This is a genomic window from Pleomorphomonas carboxyditropha (genome assembly GCF_002770725.1).
GTDB lineage: Bacteria > Pseudomonadota > Alphaproteobacteria > Rhizobiales > Pleomorphomonadaceae > Pleomorphomonas > Pleomorphomonas carboxyditropha.
Map to the genome: position 1 here is coordinate 106,714 of NZ_NQVN01000014.1, position 16,197 is coordinate 122,910.

The 16,197-nt window shown below is 67.5% G+C and carries 12 protein-coding genes and 1 other RNA gene; 6 read left to right on the top strand and 7 right to left on the bottom strand.

Features of this window, described 5'->3' with window-relative positions:
- The first annotated feature begins 10 nt into the window (after positions 1-10).
- Positions 11-2,563 carry an ATP-binding protein gene (locus CJ014_RS18400; protein ID WP_133121881.1) on the top strand — a complete coding sequence of 851 codons (2,553 nt, stop codon included), beginning with the start codon at positions 11-13 and terminating at the stop codon, positions 2,561-2,563.
- Here CJ014_RS18400 and kdsA read toward each other — a convergent pair.
- A complete protein-coding gene (kdsA, locus tag CJ014_RS18405; protein ID WP_100081951.1) occupies positions 2,557-3,414 on the bottom strand; it encodes a 3-deoxy-8-phosphooctulonate synthase in 858 nt (285 codons plus the stop codon). The two genes, CJ014_RS18400 and kdsA, sit on opposite strands and share 7 nt — an antisense overlap.
- Before the next feature lie 55 nt (positions 3,415-3,469).
- Complete coding sequence (gene galE, locus CJ014_RS18410) at positions 3,470-4,462, bottom strand: UDP-glucose 4-epimerase GalE (RefSeq protein WP_100081952.1); 993 nt, start codon at positions 4,460-4,462, stop codon at positions 3,470-3,472.
- A gap of 370 nt (positions 4,463-4,832) precedes the next feature.
- Between galE and CJ014_RS18415 the strand changes: the two genes are divergently transcribed.
- Together CJ014_RS18415 and gdhA are read left to right on the top strand one after the other, a co-directional pair.
- Positions 4,833-5,894: a response regulator gene (locus CJ014_RS18415; protein ID WP_100081953.1), complete on the top strand. Its 1,062-nt coding sequence runs from the start codon at positions 4,833-4,835 to the stop codon at positions 5,892-5,894.
- Between the two features lie 391 nt (positions 5,895-6,285).
- Positions 6,286-7,659 carry an NADP-specific glutamate dehydrogenase gene (gene gdhA / locus CJ014_RS18420; protein WP_207765801.1) on the top strand — a complete coding sequence of 458 codons (1,374 nt, stop codon included), beginning with the start codon at positions 6,286-6,288 and terminating at the stop codon, positions 7,657-7,659.
- A 33-nt stretch (positions 7,660-7,692) separates the two neighbouring features.
- On the opposite strand, the gene rnk is transcribed toward gdhA, so the two are convergent.
- From rnk to ffs, 5 genes are all read right to left on the bottom strand, one after another.
- Positions 7,693-8,112: a nucleoside diphosphate kinase regulator gene (gene rnk, locus CJ014_RS18425; protein ID WP_100081954.1), complete on the bottom strand. Its 420-nt coding sequence runs from the start codon at positions 8,110-8,112 to the stop codon at positions 7,693-7,695.
- 560 nt (positions 8,113-8,672) lie between these two features.
- Positions 8,673-9,278 carry a recombination mediator RecR gene (recR, locus tag CJ014_RS18430; RefSeq protein ID WP_100081955.1) on the bottom strand — a complete coding sequence of 202 codons (606 nt, stop codon included), beginning with the start codon at positions 9,276-9,278 and terminating at the stop codon, positions 8,673-8,675.
- 28 nt (positions 9,279-9,306) lie between these two features.
- The gene (locus CJ014_RS18435; RefSeq protein WP_100081956.1) at positions 9,307-9,633 is read right to left on the bottom strand and encodes a YbaB/EbfC family nucleoid-associated protein; all 327 of its coding nucleotides are present in this window, start codon (positions 9,631-9,633) and stop codon (positions 9,307-9,309) included.
- 347 nt (positions 9,634-9,980) lie between these two features.
- Complete coding sequence (locus tag CJ014_RS18440; RefSeq protein WP_100081957.1) at positions 9,981-11,777, bottom strand: DNA polymerase III subunit gamma/tau; 1,797 nt, start codon at positions 11,775-11,777, stop codon at positions 9,981-9,983.
- A gap of 23 nt (positions 11,778-11,800) precedes the next feature.
- Positions 11,801-11,897: signal recognition particle sRNA small type (ffs, locus tag CJ014_RS18445), an RNA gene on the bottom strand.
- A gap of 160 nt (positions 11,898-12,057) precedes the next feature.
- Between ffs and CJ014_RS18450 the strand changes: the two genes are divergently transcribed.
- Genes CJ014_RS18450 through CJ014_RS18460 form a run of 3 tightly spaced genes read left to right on the top strand, consistent with a single transcriptional unit; the run spans position 12,058 to position 16,196 of the window.
- Positions 12,058-13,935: an extracellular solute-binding protein gene (locus CJ014_RS18450; RefSeq protein WP_100081958.1), complete on the top strand. Its 1,878-nt coding sequence runs from the start codon at positions 12,058-12,060 to the stop codon at positions 13,933-13,935.
- Between the two features lie 27 nt (positions 13,936-13,962).
- Positions 13,963-15,069, top strand: coding sequence for a microcin C ABC transporter permease YejB (locus tag CJ014_RS18455; RefSeq protein WP_100081959.1), 1,107 nt, complete (start codon positions 13,963-13,965; stop codon positions 15,067-15,069).
- A gap of 5 nt (positions 15,070-15,074) precedes the next feature.
- On the top strand, positions 15,075-16,196 hold the full coding sequence (locus tag CJ014_RS18460) for an ABC transporter permease (protein WP_100081960.1): 1,122 nt from the start codon (positions 15,075-15,077) through the stop codon (positions 16,194-16,196).
- The last annotated feature ends 1 nt before the right edge of the window (position 16,197 follow it).

The window sequence follows — 16,197 nt, forward strand, 5'->3', positions numbered from 1 at the left end:
GGACCCCGCCGTGACCATCACCACCCCCCTTTCGAACGGATACGGCACGGGAATGCGCGCCGGCAAGACCATGGGACAAGATCGCCCGCTCAGGGGCACGCTGCTCTATGTCGTCGTCGGCTTCCTGTTTCTCGTCGCCGCCGTCGCGGTCTTCACCATCCTGATCCGCCAGCAGGCGGATACCGCGGATCTTGACGAGACGCGCACGCTTGCCGCCGCCTATCGGCTCGACAGGGCGGCGGAGAAGCTGCTGCGATCGGTCGAGACCGCCCGACGGCTCCCCTCGGAAGCCGCCGGACAGACCGTCGCCGCCCGTTTCGTCCTGTTCGACGCCACCGCGCGCGACCTTGCCGCGACGGCGCCGAGCAGCCCCGACCTCGGGACCGTCATGCGGACGGTTGCCGAAGCGCGGCCGATCGTCGACCGTCTGCCGGACGCGCCGGAAATCGACAGGCAAGCCCTCGACGCCCTCGGAAGCCACCTGGGCGATCTGCCCGTCGTCACCTCGAGGCTCGCCACCCTCGCCGAGGCGACGGAGGCGGCGGCGCGTTCCGACGCGCGCATGCTGCGCGAGAAGCTCTATCGCGTGCTCGCCGTGCTGGTCGGCGCCCTGACGCTCTCCATGGGCATCTTCATCGTCAGCCTGATCCGGCAGATCCGGGAAATCTGGAGTTCGCGCGTGCGCCTCGAAGCCATGGCCGTCGAGCTCAAGGAGGCGGTGGCGGCGGCGGAATCGGCCAATCAGGCGAAATCGGCTTTCCTCGCCACCATGAGCCACGAGATTCGCACGCCGATCAACGGCGTACTCGGCATGGCCCATCTCCTCAAGGATACGTCGCTCGACGCCGAGCAGCGCGGCTTCGCCAGCAATATCGAGACCTGCGGCCGCAGCCTGATTGCCCTGGTCAACGACATCCTCGACTTCTCCAAGCTGGAGGCCGGCTCCTTCGACGTCGATCGCGTGGCGTTCGACCCGGTGGCCACCGCCGAGGCGGCGATCTCCATGGTGGAAGCCTCGGTGCGCGAGAAGGGTCTCGTCGCCGTGCTGGCGCCGGAAATCGCCATGAGCGCCCGCTATTCGGGCGATCCGACGCGCGTCCGCCAGGTGCTGATCAATTTCCTCTCCAATGCCGTCAAGTTCACCGAGAGCGGCCTGATCGCCGTGCGCATCCGCGAGGCGGGCGGCGGCGACCGGCCGGTTCTGCGATTCGAGGTGGAAGACACCGGCACCGGCATTTCCGAGGAAGGCCAGAAGCGGCTGTTCAAGGAATTCTCGCAAGTCGACGCCTCGATCACCCGCCGCTTCGGCGGCACCGGCCTGGGGCTCGCCATCAGCCGGCGCATCGTCGAGGGGCTGGGCGGGACCATCGGCGTCACCAGCCGCGAGGGGCGCGGTTCGCTGTTTTTCTTCGAATTGCCGCTGGAGCGAGCCGCCGCCGCCGATCTCGATCCCGCCCCGCTCCACGGCGCCCGCGTCTCGGTGACCGGCCGCTTCCCCGCCGAGACGGCGGCGATTGCCGCGACCTTCGCCTATTTCGGCGCCGGGGTTGCCGGAACCAGGGACGAGGCCGACATCGCCGTTACCGTCGCGATGCTGCCCCCCGACCATCAGCGGGCGCGGCTCGACATCATCTTTTCGCAGGCGGCACCGCGCGCCGCCGGCAGGATCGCCCGCCCCGCCAATACCCTGACGCCCGCCATCGTCGCCGCCTCGATCGCCGGCAGCCTCCAAAGCGAGGACAAGCCCCGTCCATCCGGCGAAGAGACCTCGGTGCCGAAGGGATTGAAGGTGCTGGTGGTCGAGGACAACCGCATCAACCAGCAAGTGGCGCTCCGCCTGCTCGCCCGCCTCGGCATCGAGGCGGCGCTGGCCGAGAACGGCGCCGAGGCGCTGGCCATGGTCAATGCCCGCGACTTCGACGTCGTGTTCATGGACATGCAGATGCCGGTGATGGACGGCCTCGAGGCGACGCGCGCCATCCGCCGGTCGAGCGGACCCGGCCGCAACGTGCCGATCGTCGCCATGACCGCCAATGCCTTTGCCGCCGATCGCGAGGCCTGCCGCAAGGCCGGCATGAACGCCTTCCTGCCCAAGCCCGTCGAACGGGACGACCTCCTGTCGATTCTCGCCGACCTGCCCAGGGGCAGGGTGCCGGCAACGCGGCCTGCTCCCGCCGGTGACGCGGCGCACGGCGAACCGGTCAATCGTCGACGGATCGACGCGCTGCTGCGCGAGCTCGGCCCGGAAGATACGGCCTTCCTGATGGACTCGTTCGCCACCGACGTGGCGAGCCTGCTCGCCGACCTGTCGGCGGCGCTCGAGCGCGGCGACGCCGAGGTCGCCAAGCGCACCCTGCATACGCTGAAGGGCGCATCGGCCAACGTCGGCTTCGACGATCTATCGCATCAGGCGGCGGCGCTGATGGCGGCGCTGCCCGACCCGGACGTCGGCGCACTCGGCAAGCTGATGATGACCATCGCCGGCGCCGGCAGCGTCGTCGCCGGCCTCAAGGCCGAATTCGCGGCGACTGCCGAGGCCAGCCGGGCGCCGGCTGCTCAATAGGCGTCGGTAAGCGCCCGGCCCTTGCTGACGGCGTCGAGCGCCTTGAGATCGGCGAGAAGCGGCGCGATCCAGGGGAGCGGCAGCATGTTCGGCCCGTCCGACGGCGCCCGGTCGGGGTCGTCGTGCGCCTCGATGAACACGGCCGCGCAGCCGACCGCCATCGCCGCCCGGGCGAGAGCCGGCGCAAAGACGCGCTTTCCACCCGACGACGAGCCGCGGCCACCGGGCTCCTGCACCGAATGCGTGGCGTCGAACACCACCGGGTAGCCGGTCTCGGCCATGGTCGGCAGGCCGCGAAAATCGGTGATCAGCGCGCCGTAGCCGAAGGAGGTGCCGCGGTCTGTCAGGAGGATGCGCCCGTTGCCGGTCGACGCCACCTTGTCGGCGACGTTCTGCATGTCCCAGGGGGCGAGGAACTGCCCCTTCTTGACGTTGACGGCCTTGCCGGTCTCGCCGGCGGCGATCAATAGGTCGGTCTGGCGGCAGAGGAAGGCGGGGATCTGCAGGATGTCGACCACTTCGCCCGCCCGGCGCGCCTGTTCGATGTCGTGGACATCGGTCAGCACGGGGCAGCCCAGGCGATCGCGGACCTCGGCCAGAATCGCAAGGCCCGCCTCGATGCCGACGCCGCGCGTGCCCTTGAGCGAGGTGCGGTTGGCCTTGTCGTAGGAGGCCTTGAAGACAAAGGGTACGCCGGCCGCCCCGGCGGTTTCCGCCAGGAAGGTGGCGATCTTCAGCGCGTGCTCGCGGCTTTCGATCTGGCAAGGCCCGGCGATCAGCACGAAGGGGGCGGTATTGTCGAAGGTGACGGAGCCGACGGTAACGGCTTTCTGCGGCGTGGCGACGGCCATGGGCTAGACCTTTCGGAAGGGGATGCCCGGCCGAATCGGCCGGGCGCTCTGCTGTTCAGCGCTGGAAATTACGGCTGGCCAGCGACTTCTCCCAGGCCAGCGCGTGGCCGACGATGGTGTCGAGATCGTCGAGCTTCGGCTGCCAGCCGGTGATGGCGCGCAGGCGGCTCGAATCGGCGACCAGCGACGGCGGGTCGCCGGCGCGGCGCGGCGCCATGCGGACCGGGAAATCGACGCCGGACACGCGCTTCACCGCGTCGATCACCTCGAGCACCGAGAAGCCGTGGCCGTAGCCGGCGTTGGCGACGAAGGTGTCGCCGCCGGCCATCAGGTGCTTCAGCGCCAGCACGTGCGCCTCGATGAGATCGGAAACGTGGATGTAGTCCCTGAGGCAGGTGCCGTCCGGGGTCGGGTAATCGGTGCCGAACACATCCATGCCGTCGCGCTGGCCGAGGGCGGCCTGGGCGGCGATCTTGATGAGATGGGTGGCCCGCTTGCTCGACTGGCCCGTGCGGCCCTTCGGATCGGCGCCGGCGACGTTGAAATAGCGCAGCGCCGCATAGCGGAAGCCGTAGGCATAGGCGCTGTCGCGCAGCATGATCTCGGTCATCCACTTGGACGAGCCGTAGGGCGACACCGGCCCGAGCGGCACCGTCTCGTCGATCAGGTCGACGCCCGGTTCGCCGTAGACGGCGGCCGTCGAGGAGAACAGGAAGGCCTTGACCTTGCCGCGCACCGCCGCCGCGATCAGCGAGCGCGACTTCACCGTGTTGTTCTCGTAGTAGGAGAGCGGATCGGTGACCGAATCCGGCACCACGATCGAGCCGGCGAAATGGGCGATGGCGGTGATGCCGTGATCGGCGATCAGCTTGTCGACCAGTTCGCCGTCGCCGATGTCGCCGACGACCAGTGTCGCGGCGCCGGGAAGGACGGCGTCGTAGCCGGTCGAAAGGTTGTCGAGCACGACAACGCTCTCGCCGCGATCGACGAGGGCATGCACCATGTGGCTGCCGATATAACCGGCGCCACCGGTCACCAGAATGGACATAGAAAACTCCTCGGATCCTGTCAGCGCCCGACCCGGACGCCGGGAACAAAAGCCGGCAGGCGATGCCGGCGTTGTTCCATGTCTTTGCAAGCATCCGCCGGGTCCGAAAAGTCTCGCAACCTTTCGGGCGGATGCTCCAGAAGCGAGACTTCTCTATCGCCCGTTTGGCGGCGCTTTTCCAGTGGGAGGATGCCGTGCGGCGCAATTGTCCGTCGGCAACCGCGGCACGAAATTCATGTGCACATTTTCAGCCGGCAGGGGAAATTAACGGCTCGTTAACTACTTTTTTCGCAGTTTCCTGCATATTTTTCAATGCCCGCGGCGAAGATGCGATTCGATAGCCGGGGCCGGAGGGGAAAGAGGATCGTTCATGGCTCGACTGTCGGGGCCGTTCATTCCAGCCATCGAAGACACCGCGGCGCGACGCCTTCGCGTCGTCGGCGCCGCCGACGCGGCCATGGCACGGCCGACGATCACCGTTCTCCACGTTGGCGACACGCCGGAGGATACGTTCCTGATCGGCCGGCTCGTCGGCGCGCTGCCGAGCTTTTCCGCCACCTTCATCGCCGCCGGCACCCGCGAAGCGGCGCTGTCGGCGCTGTCGCGGCAACCCTGCGACGTCGTGCTGTGCGAATTCTGGATGGCCGGCCGGACCACCATGGCGCTGATCGATGAGATCAAGGCGGTTGCCGACGTGCCGGTGATCCTCATCTCGGCGCTCGACAATGACGATATCGAACTGATCGGCCGCCGGGCCGGCACCGACGGCCTGCTCACCAAGAGCGACCTGGCGGTGGCGCCCCTCGACAGGGTGTTTTCCACGCTGTTGCAACGCCGCCCGGCGCCGCGCCACGATGCGGCGTCGATGCTCAGGGCGCTGATGGCCAATCTCTATGCCGCCGGCCTTGCGCTCCGTCCCGAGCGGGACGGCGAGCCCGCGGCGGATCGGAAGGCCGGGCGAGCGGCGCTCGTCCGCTCGATCGCCGATCTCGAAGCGGCGAGCCGGTTTGGCGCCAGCGTCCAGCGCTTCGACGCCATTCCCTTCTTCGTCGACGCCGTCAAGAAGCAGAACCTCAGGGCCGAGGCGAGGGGCGCCGTCAATTTCCTCGCCCCGTCGCTGCCGCTGCCCATCGAAACCAGCCCGACGCTCTACGCCGATCTCGTCGAGGGCTTTCTCGCCGAAGCGGGCGACGCCGCGGCGGCCGGCGGCGTGGCGACCGTGTCGCTCAGGGCGGCGTCCGGCCGGCTCGTCGCAACGGTCCGTCCGTTGGGGGGCGAGACAATTGCCGGCGATGGCGAGGCACGGGCGGCAGCGGCCGAACGGCGCCTGCTGATCGAGGGCCTGGCGCGGGCCTGCGGTGGCACGCTGGCCTTTTCCGCCGACGACGGCCATGTCCTGGCCGTGCCGCTGCGTCTCTCCCACCCGATCTGAGACTCCCTAGCCCATAGGTTGTCATTATTGTTTTATATCCAGCCGTCGGTAAACCGGCGGTGGGAGAGTTATGCCCGACCGGGAAGCGTTTGGCGATTTTTTTAGCTAATGCTCCTAAAATGCCCAGCTATGGGCTTGCATCGTGATGTTTCCTTTATCACGATGCCCTAAGATTGGGCGTTTCCGTCATCTCTCAGATGCAGAGTCCCATCGCAGCCGGGACTGGGGCATCGCCAAGCTTTCCTTGAGCTCCCGTTATGGTTGCGGCATCCGGTCCTGCCGGGTGTCGCTCCTTCCTGTTGCGGCCACTCTGCCCGCCATGGCGCGGGAGTGCTCCGATCGCATCGGCATGGAGTTCGGCCCCCTTGGCGGGGGTACGCGGACCGGAAGCATGGAAAGGAAGTCGCAGGTGGTGTCGATCGATGAAAAGCTGGTTCCCATCCTGTCGGAGGTGCTGCGGCGCAACCCGGCCGAGGCGGAATTCCACCAGGCGGTACGGGAGGTGCTGGAAAGCCTCGGCCATGTGGTGGCCAAGCACCCCGACTATCTCGCCGACGCGCTGATCGAACGCATCTGCGAGCCGGAGCGGCAGATCATCTTCCGCGTGCCGTGGGTCGACGACCAGGGCCAGGTGCGCATCAATCGCGGCTTCCGCGTACAGTTCAACTCGGCCCTCGGCCCCTACAAGGGCGGCCTGCGCTTTCATCCGTCGGTCAATCTCGGCATCATCAAGTTCCTCGGCTTCGAGCAGATCTTCAAGAACGCCCTGACCGGCCTGCCGATCGGCGGCGGCAAGGGCGGCTCCGACTTCGACCCCAAGGGCAAGTCGGACGGCGAGATCATGCGCTTCTGCCAGTCCTTCATGATCGAGCTCAGCCGGCACCTTGGCGAGCACACCGACGTGCCGGCCGGCGACATCGGCGTCGGCGGCCGCGAGATCGGCTGGATGTTCGGCCAGTACAAGCGGCTGACCAACCGCTTCGAGGCCGGCGTGTTCACCGGCAAGGGCCTCAGCTACGGCGGTTCGCTGGTACGGAAAGAGGCGACCGGCTACGGCACCGTCTATTTCACCTCCGCCATGCTGGCCACCAAAGGCGCCGACTTCGAGGGCCGGCGGGTGACCATCTCCGGCTCGGGCAACGTCGCCATCTACGCCATGGAGAAGGCCATCAAGCGCGGCGGCAAGGTGGTCGCCTGCTCCGACAGCGCCGGCTACATCGTCGACGAGGCCGGCATCGACCTCGATCTCGTCAAGGAGATCAAGGAAGTGCGGCGCAGCCGGATTTCCGACTATGTCGAGCTGAAGCCGAAGGGCACGCACTTCGTGCCGACCGGCAAGGGCAGCATCTGGGACGTGGCCTGCGACGTGGCGCTGCCCTGCGCCACCCAGAACGAGCTGTCGGGCCGGGATGCCGCGACGCTGATCGGCAACGGCGTCATCGCGGTGGCCGAGGGCGCCAACATGCCGTCGACGCCGGAGGCGGTGCGCGCCTTCCAGGAGGCCGGCGTGCTGTTCGGCCCGGGCAAGGCGGCCAATGCCGGCGGCGTCGCCACTTCGGCGCTGGAGATGCAGCAGAACGCCAGCCGCGACAGCTGGACCTTCGAGGCGACGCGCGAGCGGCTGGCCGGCATCATGAGCGGCATCCACGACCGCTGCGCCGAGATGGCCCGCGAATATGGCGTCGCCAACAACTACGTGCTGGGCGCCAATATCGCCGGCTTCATCCGCGTCGCCGAAGCCATGCGCGCCCATGGCGTGATCTGAGGCCGGCGCCCGGGGGCGGCGGCTGCGCCGCCCTCAGGACGCCTCGGCGAGCTCGGTCGTGTCGACCTCGATGACCTCCAGGCGACGCGGCCGGCCGTCGCGGCCGGTCCAGTCGATGCTTTGGCCGGCGGAAAGGCCGATCAGGGCGGCGCCGACCGGCGTCAGCACGGAAATGCGCCCCTTCTCGATGTCCGCCTCGCCCGGATAGACCAGGCGGACGATGCGCGGCTCGGCGCCCTCCAGGCTGAAGCGGACGACGGCGCCCATGCGCACCGTGCCCGGCGGCAGGCGGTTGTCGGCGACGACGCGTGCCCGGTCGAGTTCCGCGGCCAGTTGCTCGGCAGCGGCAGGATCGCGCGCAGCGAGGGCATCGGCGAGATTGGCGAGACGCTCGTGGTCGGAGCGGGCGAGTGTGATGACGGGCGAATGCCGCCGGCGGTTGGCGAGAGCCATGGTCGTATCCTTAAAATGGTAGTCGCCCGCCGTCTGGCGGGACGAATTTCCGGAAAGCTGGAAGGGATGTCGCGCGGCGCCGGTCGTCTCGAAAGATCCGGCGTTAGGGCCTCACGGCCAGCGCGCGACGAGGCGGAACCGTGAGATCAATATCCCGCGAGGGGATAGATCCTGCAAAGCACTCGGAGAAGGTTGAGGCGCGGTTCCATGATCGGAAAGATCGGCATTTGTTCCGCCAAAGTCAAGCCGAGGTTGTTTTCCGCCTCAGCCGCCGGTGGGTGGTTTCCTGCTCGCCTCAGGCGCCGGCGGGCCTTTGGCCCTTGCGTTTTGCAAATGAGATAAGATCAGCGCGTCACGGGGCGGGGCGCCTTCCGCCCCGTGTCCCATCCGAGAGACCGATCCGCTCCGATGCTAGGCAAGGGGCATATATAGGGCTCCGTCCGTACGGCGCCGATCAGTTACCGGCGTCGATGCCGGGCAGGCTGCTTTCCTCCGCCCAGGTTTTTTGCGCGGGCATCGCCTGGCGCCGGAAGCCGTCAGCGGCGGCCTCCTGTGGTCCCTCAGAACGGCGTGCGCGAGCGGATGGCGGCGGTGAGCGTGCCCTCGTCGAGATAGTCGAGCTCGCCGCCCACCGGCACGCCATGGGCGAGACGGGTTACCTTGACGCCGAGCCCGTCGAGGCGGTCGGTGACGTAATGGGCGGTGGTCTGGCCGTCGACGGTGGCGTTGACGGCGAGGATAACCTCCTTGACCGCCGGGTCGGACGCCCGCTCGACGAGGCCGGCAATGTCGAGATCGTCGGGCCCGATGCCGGAGAGCGGCGACAGCACGCCGCCGAGCACGTGATAGCGGGCATTGACGGCGCCGGCCCGCTCCAGCGCCCAGAGGTCGGCAACGTCTTCCACCACGACGATCACCGAGCCGTCGCGCGTCGGGTCGGTGCAGACGGCGCAGGGATCGGCGGTATCGACGTTGCCGCACACCGAACAGACGCGCACGCGGTCGTGAACCGTCCGCATGGCGTCGGTGAGCGGAGCCAGCAACTGATCCTTCTTTTTGACGAGCTGCAACGCCGCCCGGCGGGCCGAGCGCGGACCGAGGCCGGGCAAGCGGGCGAGAAGCTGGATCAGCCGCTCGATTTCCGGTCCTGTCACGCGACGGGCCAAGGTCGTCTCCGGAAGCGCTAAGAGGGGCTCAGAAGGGCAGCTTGAAGCCCGGCGGCAGCGGCAGGTTGCCGGTTACCGCCTGCATGCGCTCGGCGACCAGACCATCGACATGCGCCCGGGCGTCCGTGAAGGCGGCGACGATCAGATCCTCGACGATCTCGGCCTCCTCGGGCTTCAGGAGCGAGGGATCGATGCGAAGCGCCTTGATCTCGCCTTTGCCGGTAACGGTGACCGAGACGAGGCCGCCGCCGGACGTGCCGGTCGCTTCGATCCGGGCAATCTCTTCCTGCGCCTCGGCCATGCGAGCCTGAAGCGCCTGCGCTTCCTTCATCATCTTGCCGATGTCGCCGAACATGGATTTTCTCCTTTTATTTCTGGCCTCAGTCGCCGGCGGGTGGTTTTTCTCGCCTCAGGCGCCGGCGGGCCTGCCGGCCCTTGGCTTTACGCTCCGCTTTTCGTCTTTCGGGGCTTCGTCCCGAAAGACCCGCTCCGCGCGGCGCCGCTTGGCGCCGGAAGCCGCTTCACGCGGCTTGTTGTTCTTTGCCTCAGTCGCCGGCGGGCCTCCGGCCCTTGGCTTTACGCTCCGCTTTTCGTCTTTCGGGGCTTCGTCCCGAAAGACCCGCTCCGCGCGGCGCCGCTTGGCGCCGGAAGCCGCTTCACGCGGCTTCATCTCCGCTTCCGGCCTTCCTTGTCAACGGCGTCTCAATCGTCGAAGTCGCCGAGGCCGGGATCGGGCATCTCGTCGATGAAGCCCTCGGTCCAGTCGCCGGTGTCCTCGAAGGTGGGGCCGCCGGGCGCCGGACCGGCCGACGGCGGCGCCTCCGGCTCGTCGGCGAACTTGACATCGACGATCTCGGCGCCGGGAAACAGGCGGAAGATGGCGGCGACCACCGGATCGGCGAGCGCGTCGTCGACGGCTTCGCGGCGGCGCGCCTCGCGTGTTTCGGCAATGGTCGGCCGGCCCTCTTCCCGCGAGATGGCGACGATCCAGCGGCGGCCGGTCCAGCCGGACAGCTTGCGGCCGATCTCGCCGGCAAGGCCGGGGTTGGCGCCCTCGACGGGAGAGAACTCGATGCGCCCGTCCTCGAAGCGCACGAGGCGGACGTGCCGCTCCAGCGCGAACTTGAGGCCGATGTCGCGGTTACTTTCGGCAAGCGCCACCACCGCCTCGAAACTGTCGAGGCGCGGGCCTGCCGCGGCCTCCGGCTCGGCGCGGCGAGCGGCGACGCCGGCAAAGCCGTTGGCGGCGCGGGCGCGCGGCCCGTCGCCCCCGCCCGAGGAGCCGCCGGCCGGCGGGGTCAGCCCCGGAAAGCTGCCGTCCTTCAGCATTCTGAGCGCCTCGTCGGGCGTCGGCAGATCGGCGGCATAGGCGAGGCGGACGAGCACCATCTCGGCGGCCGGCAACGGCCGTGGAGCGGTCTGCACCTCCTGGATGCCCTTGAGCAGCAACTGCCAGGTGCGGGAAAGCACGCGCACCGACAGTTTTTCGGCAAAGTCGCGGCCGCGCGTCCACTCGGCCTCGGTGAGCGACAGGTCGGCCGCCCCTTCCGGCAGGTGCTTGAGCCGCGTCACCAGGTGGACGAAGGCGGCGAGATCGGACAGCACGGCCGCCGGATCGGCACCGGTGTCATACTGGTCGGCAAGAATCGCCAGCGCACCGGCGACGTCGCCCTTCATCACCGCCTCGAACAGGTCGACGACGCGCACCCGGTCGGCGAGGCCGAGCATGCCGCGCACCGCATCGGCCGACACATGGCCGCCGCCATGGGCGATCGCCTGATCGAGGATGGTGAGGCTGTCGCGCACCGAGCCCTCGGCGGCGCGGGCGATCAAGGCCACCGCCTCGGGGTCGGCGGTGACCTTCTCGGCGGCGATAATGCGCTCGATATGGGCGGCGAGCTCGCCGGTCGGCACCCGGCGCAGGTCGAAGCGCTGGCAGCGCGACAGCACCGTGATCGGCACCTTGCGGATCTCGGTGGTGGCGAAGACGAACTTGACGTGCTCGGGCGGCTCTTCCAGCGTCTTCAGGAGCGCATTGAAGGCCTGCGTCGACAGCATGTGCACTTCGTCGATGATGTAGACCTTGTAGCGGGCCGACACCGGCTTGTAGCGGGCCGCCTCGATGATGTCGCGCACGTCGTCGACGCCGGTGTGCGAGGCGGCGTCCATCTCGATGACGTCGACGTGCCGGCCCTCCATGATGGTGCGGCAATGGGTGCCCTCGCGATCCATGTGCACGGTGGGACGGTCGATCTCGCCGGGAATCTCGTAGTTGAGGGCGCGGGCGAGAATGCGGGCGGTGGTGGTCTTGCCGACGCCGCGCACGCCGGTCAGCATCCACCCTTGCGCGATGCGGCCGGTGTCGAAGGCGTTCTCGAGCGTGCGCACCATGGCGCCATGGCCGATCAGGTCGGCGAAGCTCTGCGGACGATACTTGCGGGCTAGGACCCGATAGGGCGAGGCGGCCGTCTGATCGGCGGGCGTCAGAGTGTCCGGCATGCTCGCAACCTGAGAAATGGAGGGTGGGAGGCCGACGAGTGACCCGAGCCGAAGCTCGTTGGGGCTGCTTCCTTCCGGACCTGACCCGGTTGGCGAGTGGTTCGTCCACCGCCAACCTCCCGAGCCACATATCGCGGTGTTGCCGGCAAAATGCAAGAGGCGGTTTTTTTGGTACCGAGCGCGTCGGGAAGCTTTAGGAGATCGTATTGACGTGAAACCATTGCCTTCGCGCCGCAATGATGGAAATTTCGAGAAGAAAACCAACGTGCGGGGACGTCCGATGATTCGACCCATCATCCAGAGGCTTCCAGGCCGGCTCCTCATCGCCGCCTTCGTCACCCTGCTGCCGCTTGTGGCTGGCGCGCCAGCCAAAGCCGAGGAACCGGCGTGGCGGGCGGCGACCGCGCTCAATGGCGAGCCGCGCTATGCGGCCGGATTTGCCCATTTCGACTACGTCAATCCCGACGCCCCCAAGGGCGGCGAGGCCCGCTTCGGCGCCGAGGGCAGCTTCGACAGCACCAACGTGTTTCTCGGCATCAAGGGAACGCCGGCCGCCGCCGTGGCGCCCGCCTACGAGACGCTGTTCACTCCCTCGCTCGACGAGCTCGACATCTCCGCTGCCTATCCGCTGCTGGCCGAGGCGATGCGCTATCCGAGCGACTTCGCCTGGGCCGAGTTCCGGCTCAATCCGGCCGCCCGCTGGCAGGACGGCGAACCGGTGACGGTGGACGACGTCGTCTGGTCCTTCGATACGCTGAAAGAAATCTATCCCACCTTCACCAGCTATTATGCCCATGTGATCAAGGCGGAGCCGGCCGGCGATCGCGTTGTCCGCTTTACCTTCGACGCGCCCGGCAACCGGGAGCTGCCGAGCATCCTCGGCCAGCTCTACGTGCTGCCGAAGCATTGGTGGCAGGGCAAGAACGCCTCGGGCAAGCCGCGCAACATCCGCGAGACGACGCTGGAAGCACCGCTCGGCTCCGGTCCCTACAAGGTGACGGCGGTCGATCCCGGCCGGCGGGTTACGCTCACGCGCGACCCCGATTACTGGGGCGACAAGCTGCCGGTGTCCATCGGCACCAACAATTTCGACCGGCTGACCTACGACTACTATCTCGATCCCACCGTGATGATGGAGGCCTTCAAGGCCGACAAATACGATTTCCGGGCCGAGCGTTCGGCCAAGATGTGGGCGACCGGCTACGACTTCCCGGCCAGGAAGGAGGGCAAGGTGGTGACCATGACCTTCCCGCGCAACGCCTCCGGCGTCATGCAGGCCCTGGTGCCCAACCTCCGCCTGCCGAAATACCAGGACGCGCGTGTCCGGCGGGCGCTCAACCTCGCCTTCGACTACGAGACGCTGAAACGGACGGTGTTCTTCGATCTCTACGACCGCATCGACAGCTTTTTCTTCGGCACCGAGCTGGCCGCCAGGAATCTGCCGGGTCCGGATGAGCTCGCGCTGCTCGAGCCGCTGCGGGACAAGCTGCCGCCCGCCGTGTTCACCGCGCCCTATGCCAACCCGGTCGGCGGCAGGCCCGAGGCGGTGCGCGACAATCTCCGCCAGGCCGTCGCGCTGTTCGCCGAGGCCGGCTGGACCATCCAGGGCGGCAAGATGCGGAACGCCAGGGGAGAGCCTTTCCGCATCGAATACCTCACCTTCAGCCAGCTCGACGAGCGCTACATCGCCCCCTACGCCAAATCGCTCGGCCGCATCGGCATCGACTTCGACTATCGCCTCGTCGACGACGCGCAATACCAGAACCGCCTGCGCAGCTTCGATTTCGACATGACGGTCGATGTATGGGGCGAATCGCTGTCGCCGGGCAACGAGCAGCGCGAATACTGGGGATCGAAGGCCGCCGACCGGCCCGGCTCGCGCAACTCGGCCGGCATTAAGGATGCCGCCATCGACGCCCTGATCGACAAGGTCGTCTATGCCGGCGACCGGGCGGCGCTCGTCACCGCGACGCGCGCGCTCGACCGGGCGCTCCTGGCCGGCAACTATCTCATTCCGCTGTTCTATTCGAAGGACAGCTTCTACGCCTACTGGAACCGCTTCGGCCATCCGGAGGCGCTGCCGAAATACTCCGTCGGCTTCCCCGACGTCTGGTGGTACGACGCGGCCGGCGCGGCGGCGGCCGGCCTTTCCCGCTGACCGCGTCGAGACGAGGGTTTCCGGTTCATGGCAGGCTACATCCTCCGCCGCCTCCTTCTGATGATCCCGACGCTGATCGGCATCATGGCCATCAATTTCGCCGTGGTGCAGTTCGCGCCCGGCGGACCGGTGGAGAAGGTGATCGCCAAGCTGCAGGGCACCGACATCGGCGCCACCGACCGCTTCACCGGCGCCGGCGCCGATCTCGGTGGGCAGGCGCCCGACCAGATGGCCGGCGAGGCCGTCACCTCCAAGTATCGCGGCGCCCAGGGGCTCGATCCCGAGTTCATCAAGAAGCTCGAGAAGGAATTCGGCTTCGACAAGCCGCCGCTCGAGCGCTTCGGCCTGATGCTGTGGAACTACGCCCGCTTCGACTTCGGAGAGAGCTATTTCCGCTCCATTTCGGTGATCGACCTGATCAAGGAAAAGCTGCCGGTCTCCATCTCGCTCGGCCTGTGGATGACGCTGCTCTCCTACGGCATCTCCATTCCGCTCGGCATCGCCAAGGCGGTGCGCGACGGTAGCCGCTTCGACGTCTGGACCTCGTTCGTCATTGCCGTCGGCTATGCCGTGCCGAGCTTCCTGTTCGGCATCCTGTTGATCGTGCTGTTCGCCGGCGGCTCCTTCTGGTCGATCTTCCCGTTGCGCGGCCTCACCTCCGACGGCTGGGCGGCCATGGGCTGGCCCGAGCGCATCGCCGACTATTTCTGGCACATGGCGCTGCCGCTCGCCGCCATGGCGACGCACGCCTTCGCCACCACGACGCTGCTCGTCAAGAATTCCTTCCTCGACGAGATCCGCAAGCAGTATGTGCTGACCGCCCGCATGAAGGGGCTTTCCGAGCGCAAGGTGCTCTACGGCCACGTGTTCCGCAACGCCATGCTGATCGTCATCGCCGGCTTTCCCGGCGCCTTCATCGCCTCGTTCTTCGCCGGCTCGCTCTTGATCGAGACCATCTTCTCGCTCGACGGTCTCGGGCTCTTGTCCTTCGAGTCGGTGATCAACCGCGACTATGCCGTGGTGTTTGCCACCCTCTATGTCTTCTCGCTGATGGGCCTCGTCATCAACATCCTGTCCGACCTCACCTACATGTGGATCGATCCGCGCATCGACTTCGAGAGCCGGGAGGTGTGACGACCATGGCCGCCCTTCCCGCCGCAAGACGCCCCTGGCTGTCGCCCGTCAACCGCCGCCGCTGGCAGAACTTCAAGGCCAACCGGCGCGGCTGGTGGTCGTTCTGGATCTTCCTGGTGCTGTTCGTGGCGACGCTGCTGTCCGACGTCATCGCCAACGACCGGCCATTGATCGTCTCCTACAAGGGCGAGATCCTGTTTCCGGTGCTGGTCGACTACCCGGAGGAAAAGTTCGGCGGCTTCCTCGCCATCACCAACTACCGCGATCCCTACAATCGGGACGAGATCGAGAACAACGGCTGGATGATCTGGCCGCCGATCCGCTATTCCTTCGATACGCCCAACACCGAGGCGCCGACGCCGGCGCCCTCGCCGCCCGCCTTCCTGCTGACGCCGGCCGAGCGCTGCGCCGCCTATGCCGACGGAGTGAACGACAAGGACTGCGTCTTCGGCAACATGAACTGGCTCGGCACCGACGACCAGGGCCGCGACGTCGTCGCCCGGGCGCTTTACGGCTTCCGCATCTCCGTGCTGTTCGGCCTGACGCTCGCCGTCGTCTCGTCGATCGTCGGCGTCGCCGTCGGCGCCGTGCAGGGCTACTACGGCGGCCTGACCGACCTGTTGATGCAGCGCTTCATCGAGATCTGGAACGCCGTGCCGACGCTCTATCTCCTGATCATCGTGTCGTCGGTGATCGCGCCTTCCTTCATGGTGCTGCTGTTCATCCTGCTCGCCTTCTCGTGGACGAACCTGGTCGGCGTGGTGCGCGCCGAATTCCTCAGGGCGCGCAACTTCGAATTCGTGCGGGCGGCGCGGGCGCTCGGCGTCGGCAACCTCACCATCATGCGCCGGCACCTCCTGCCCAACGCCATGGTGGCGACGCTGACGTTCCTGCCCTTCATCCTCAACGGCTCGATCACCACGCTGACCTCGCTCGACTATCTCGGCTTCGGCCTGCCGGCCGGCTATCCGTCGCTCGGCGAATTGCTGAGGCAGGGCAAGACCAACGTCTTCGCGCCCTGGCTCGGCATTACCGGCTTTATGGTGGTCGCCGTCATGCTAAGCTTGCTGATCTTCATCGGCGAGGCGGTGCGCGACGCCTTCGACCCGCGCAAGACGTTCCAGTGAG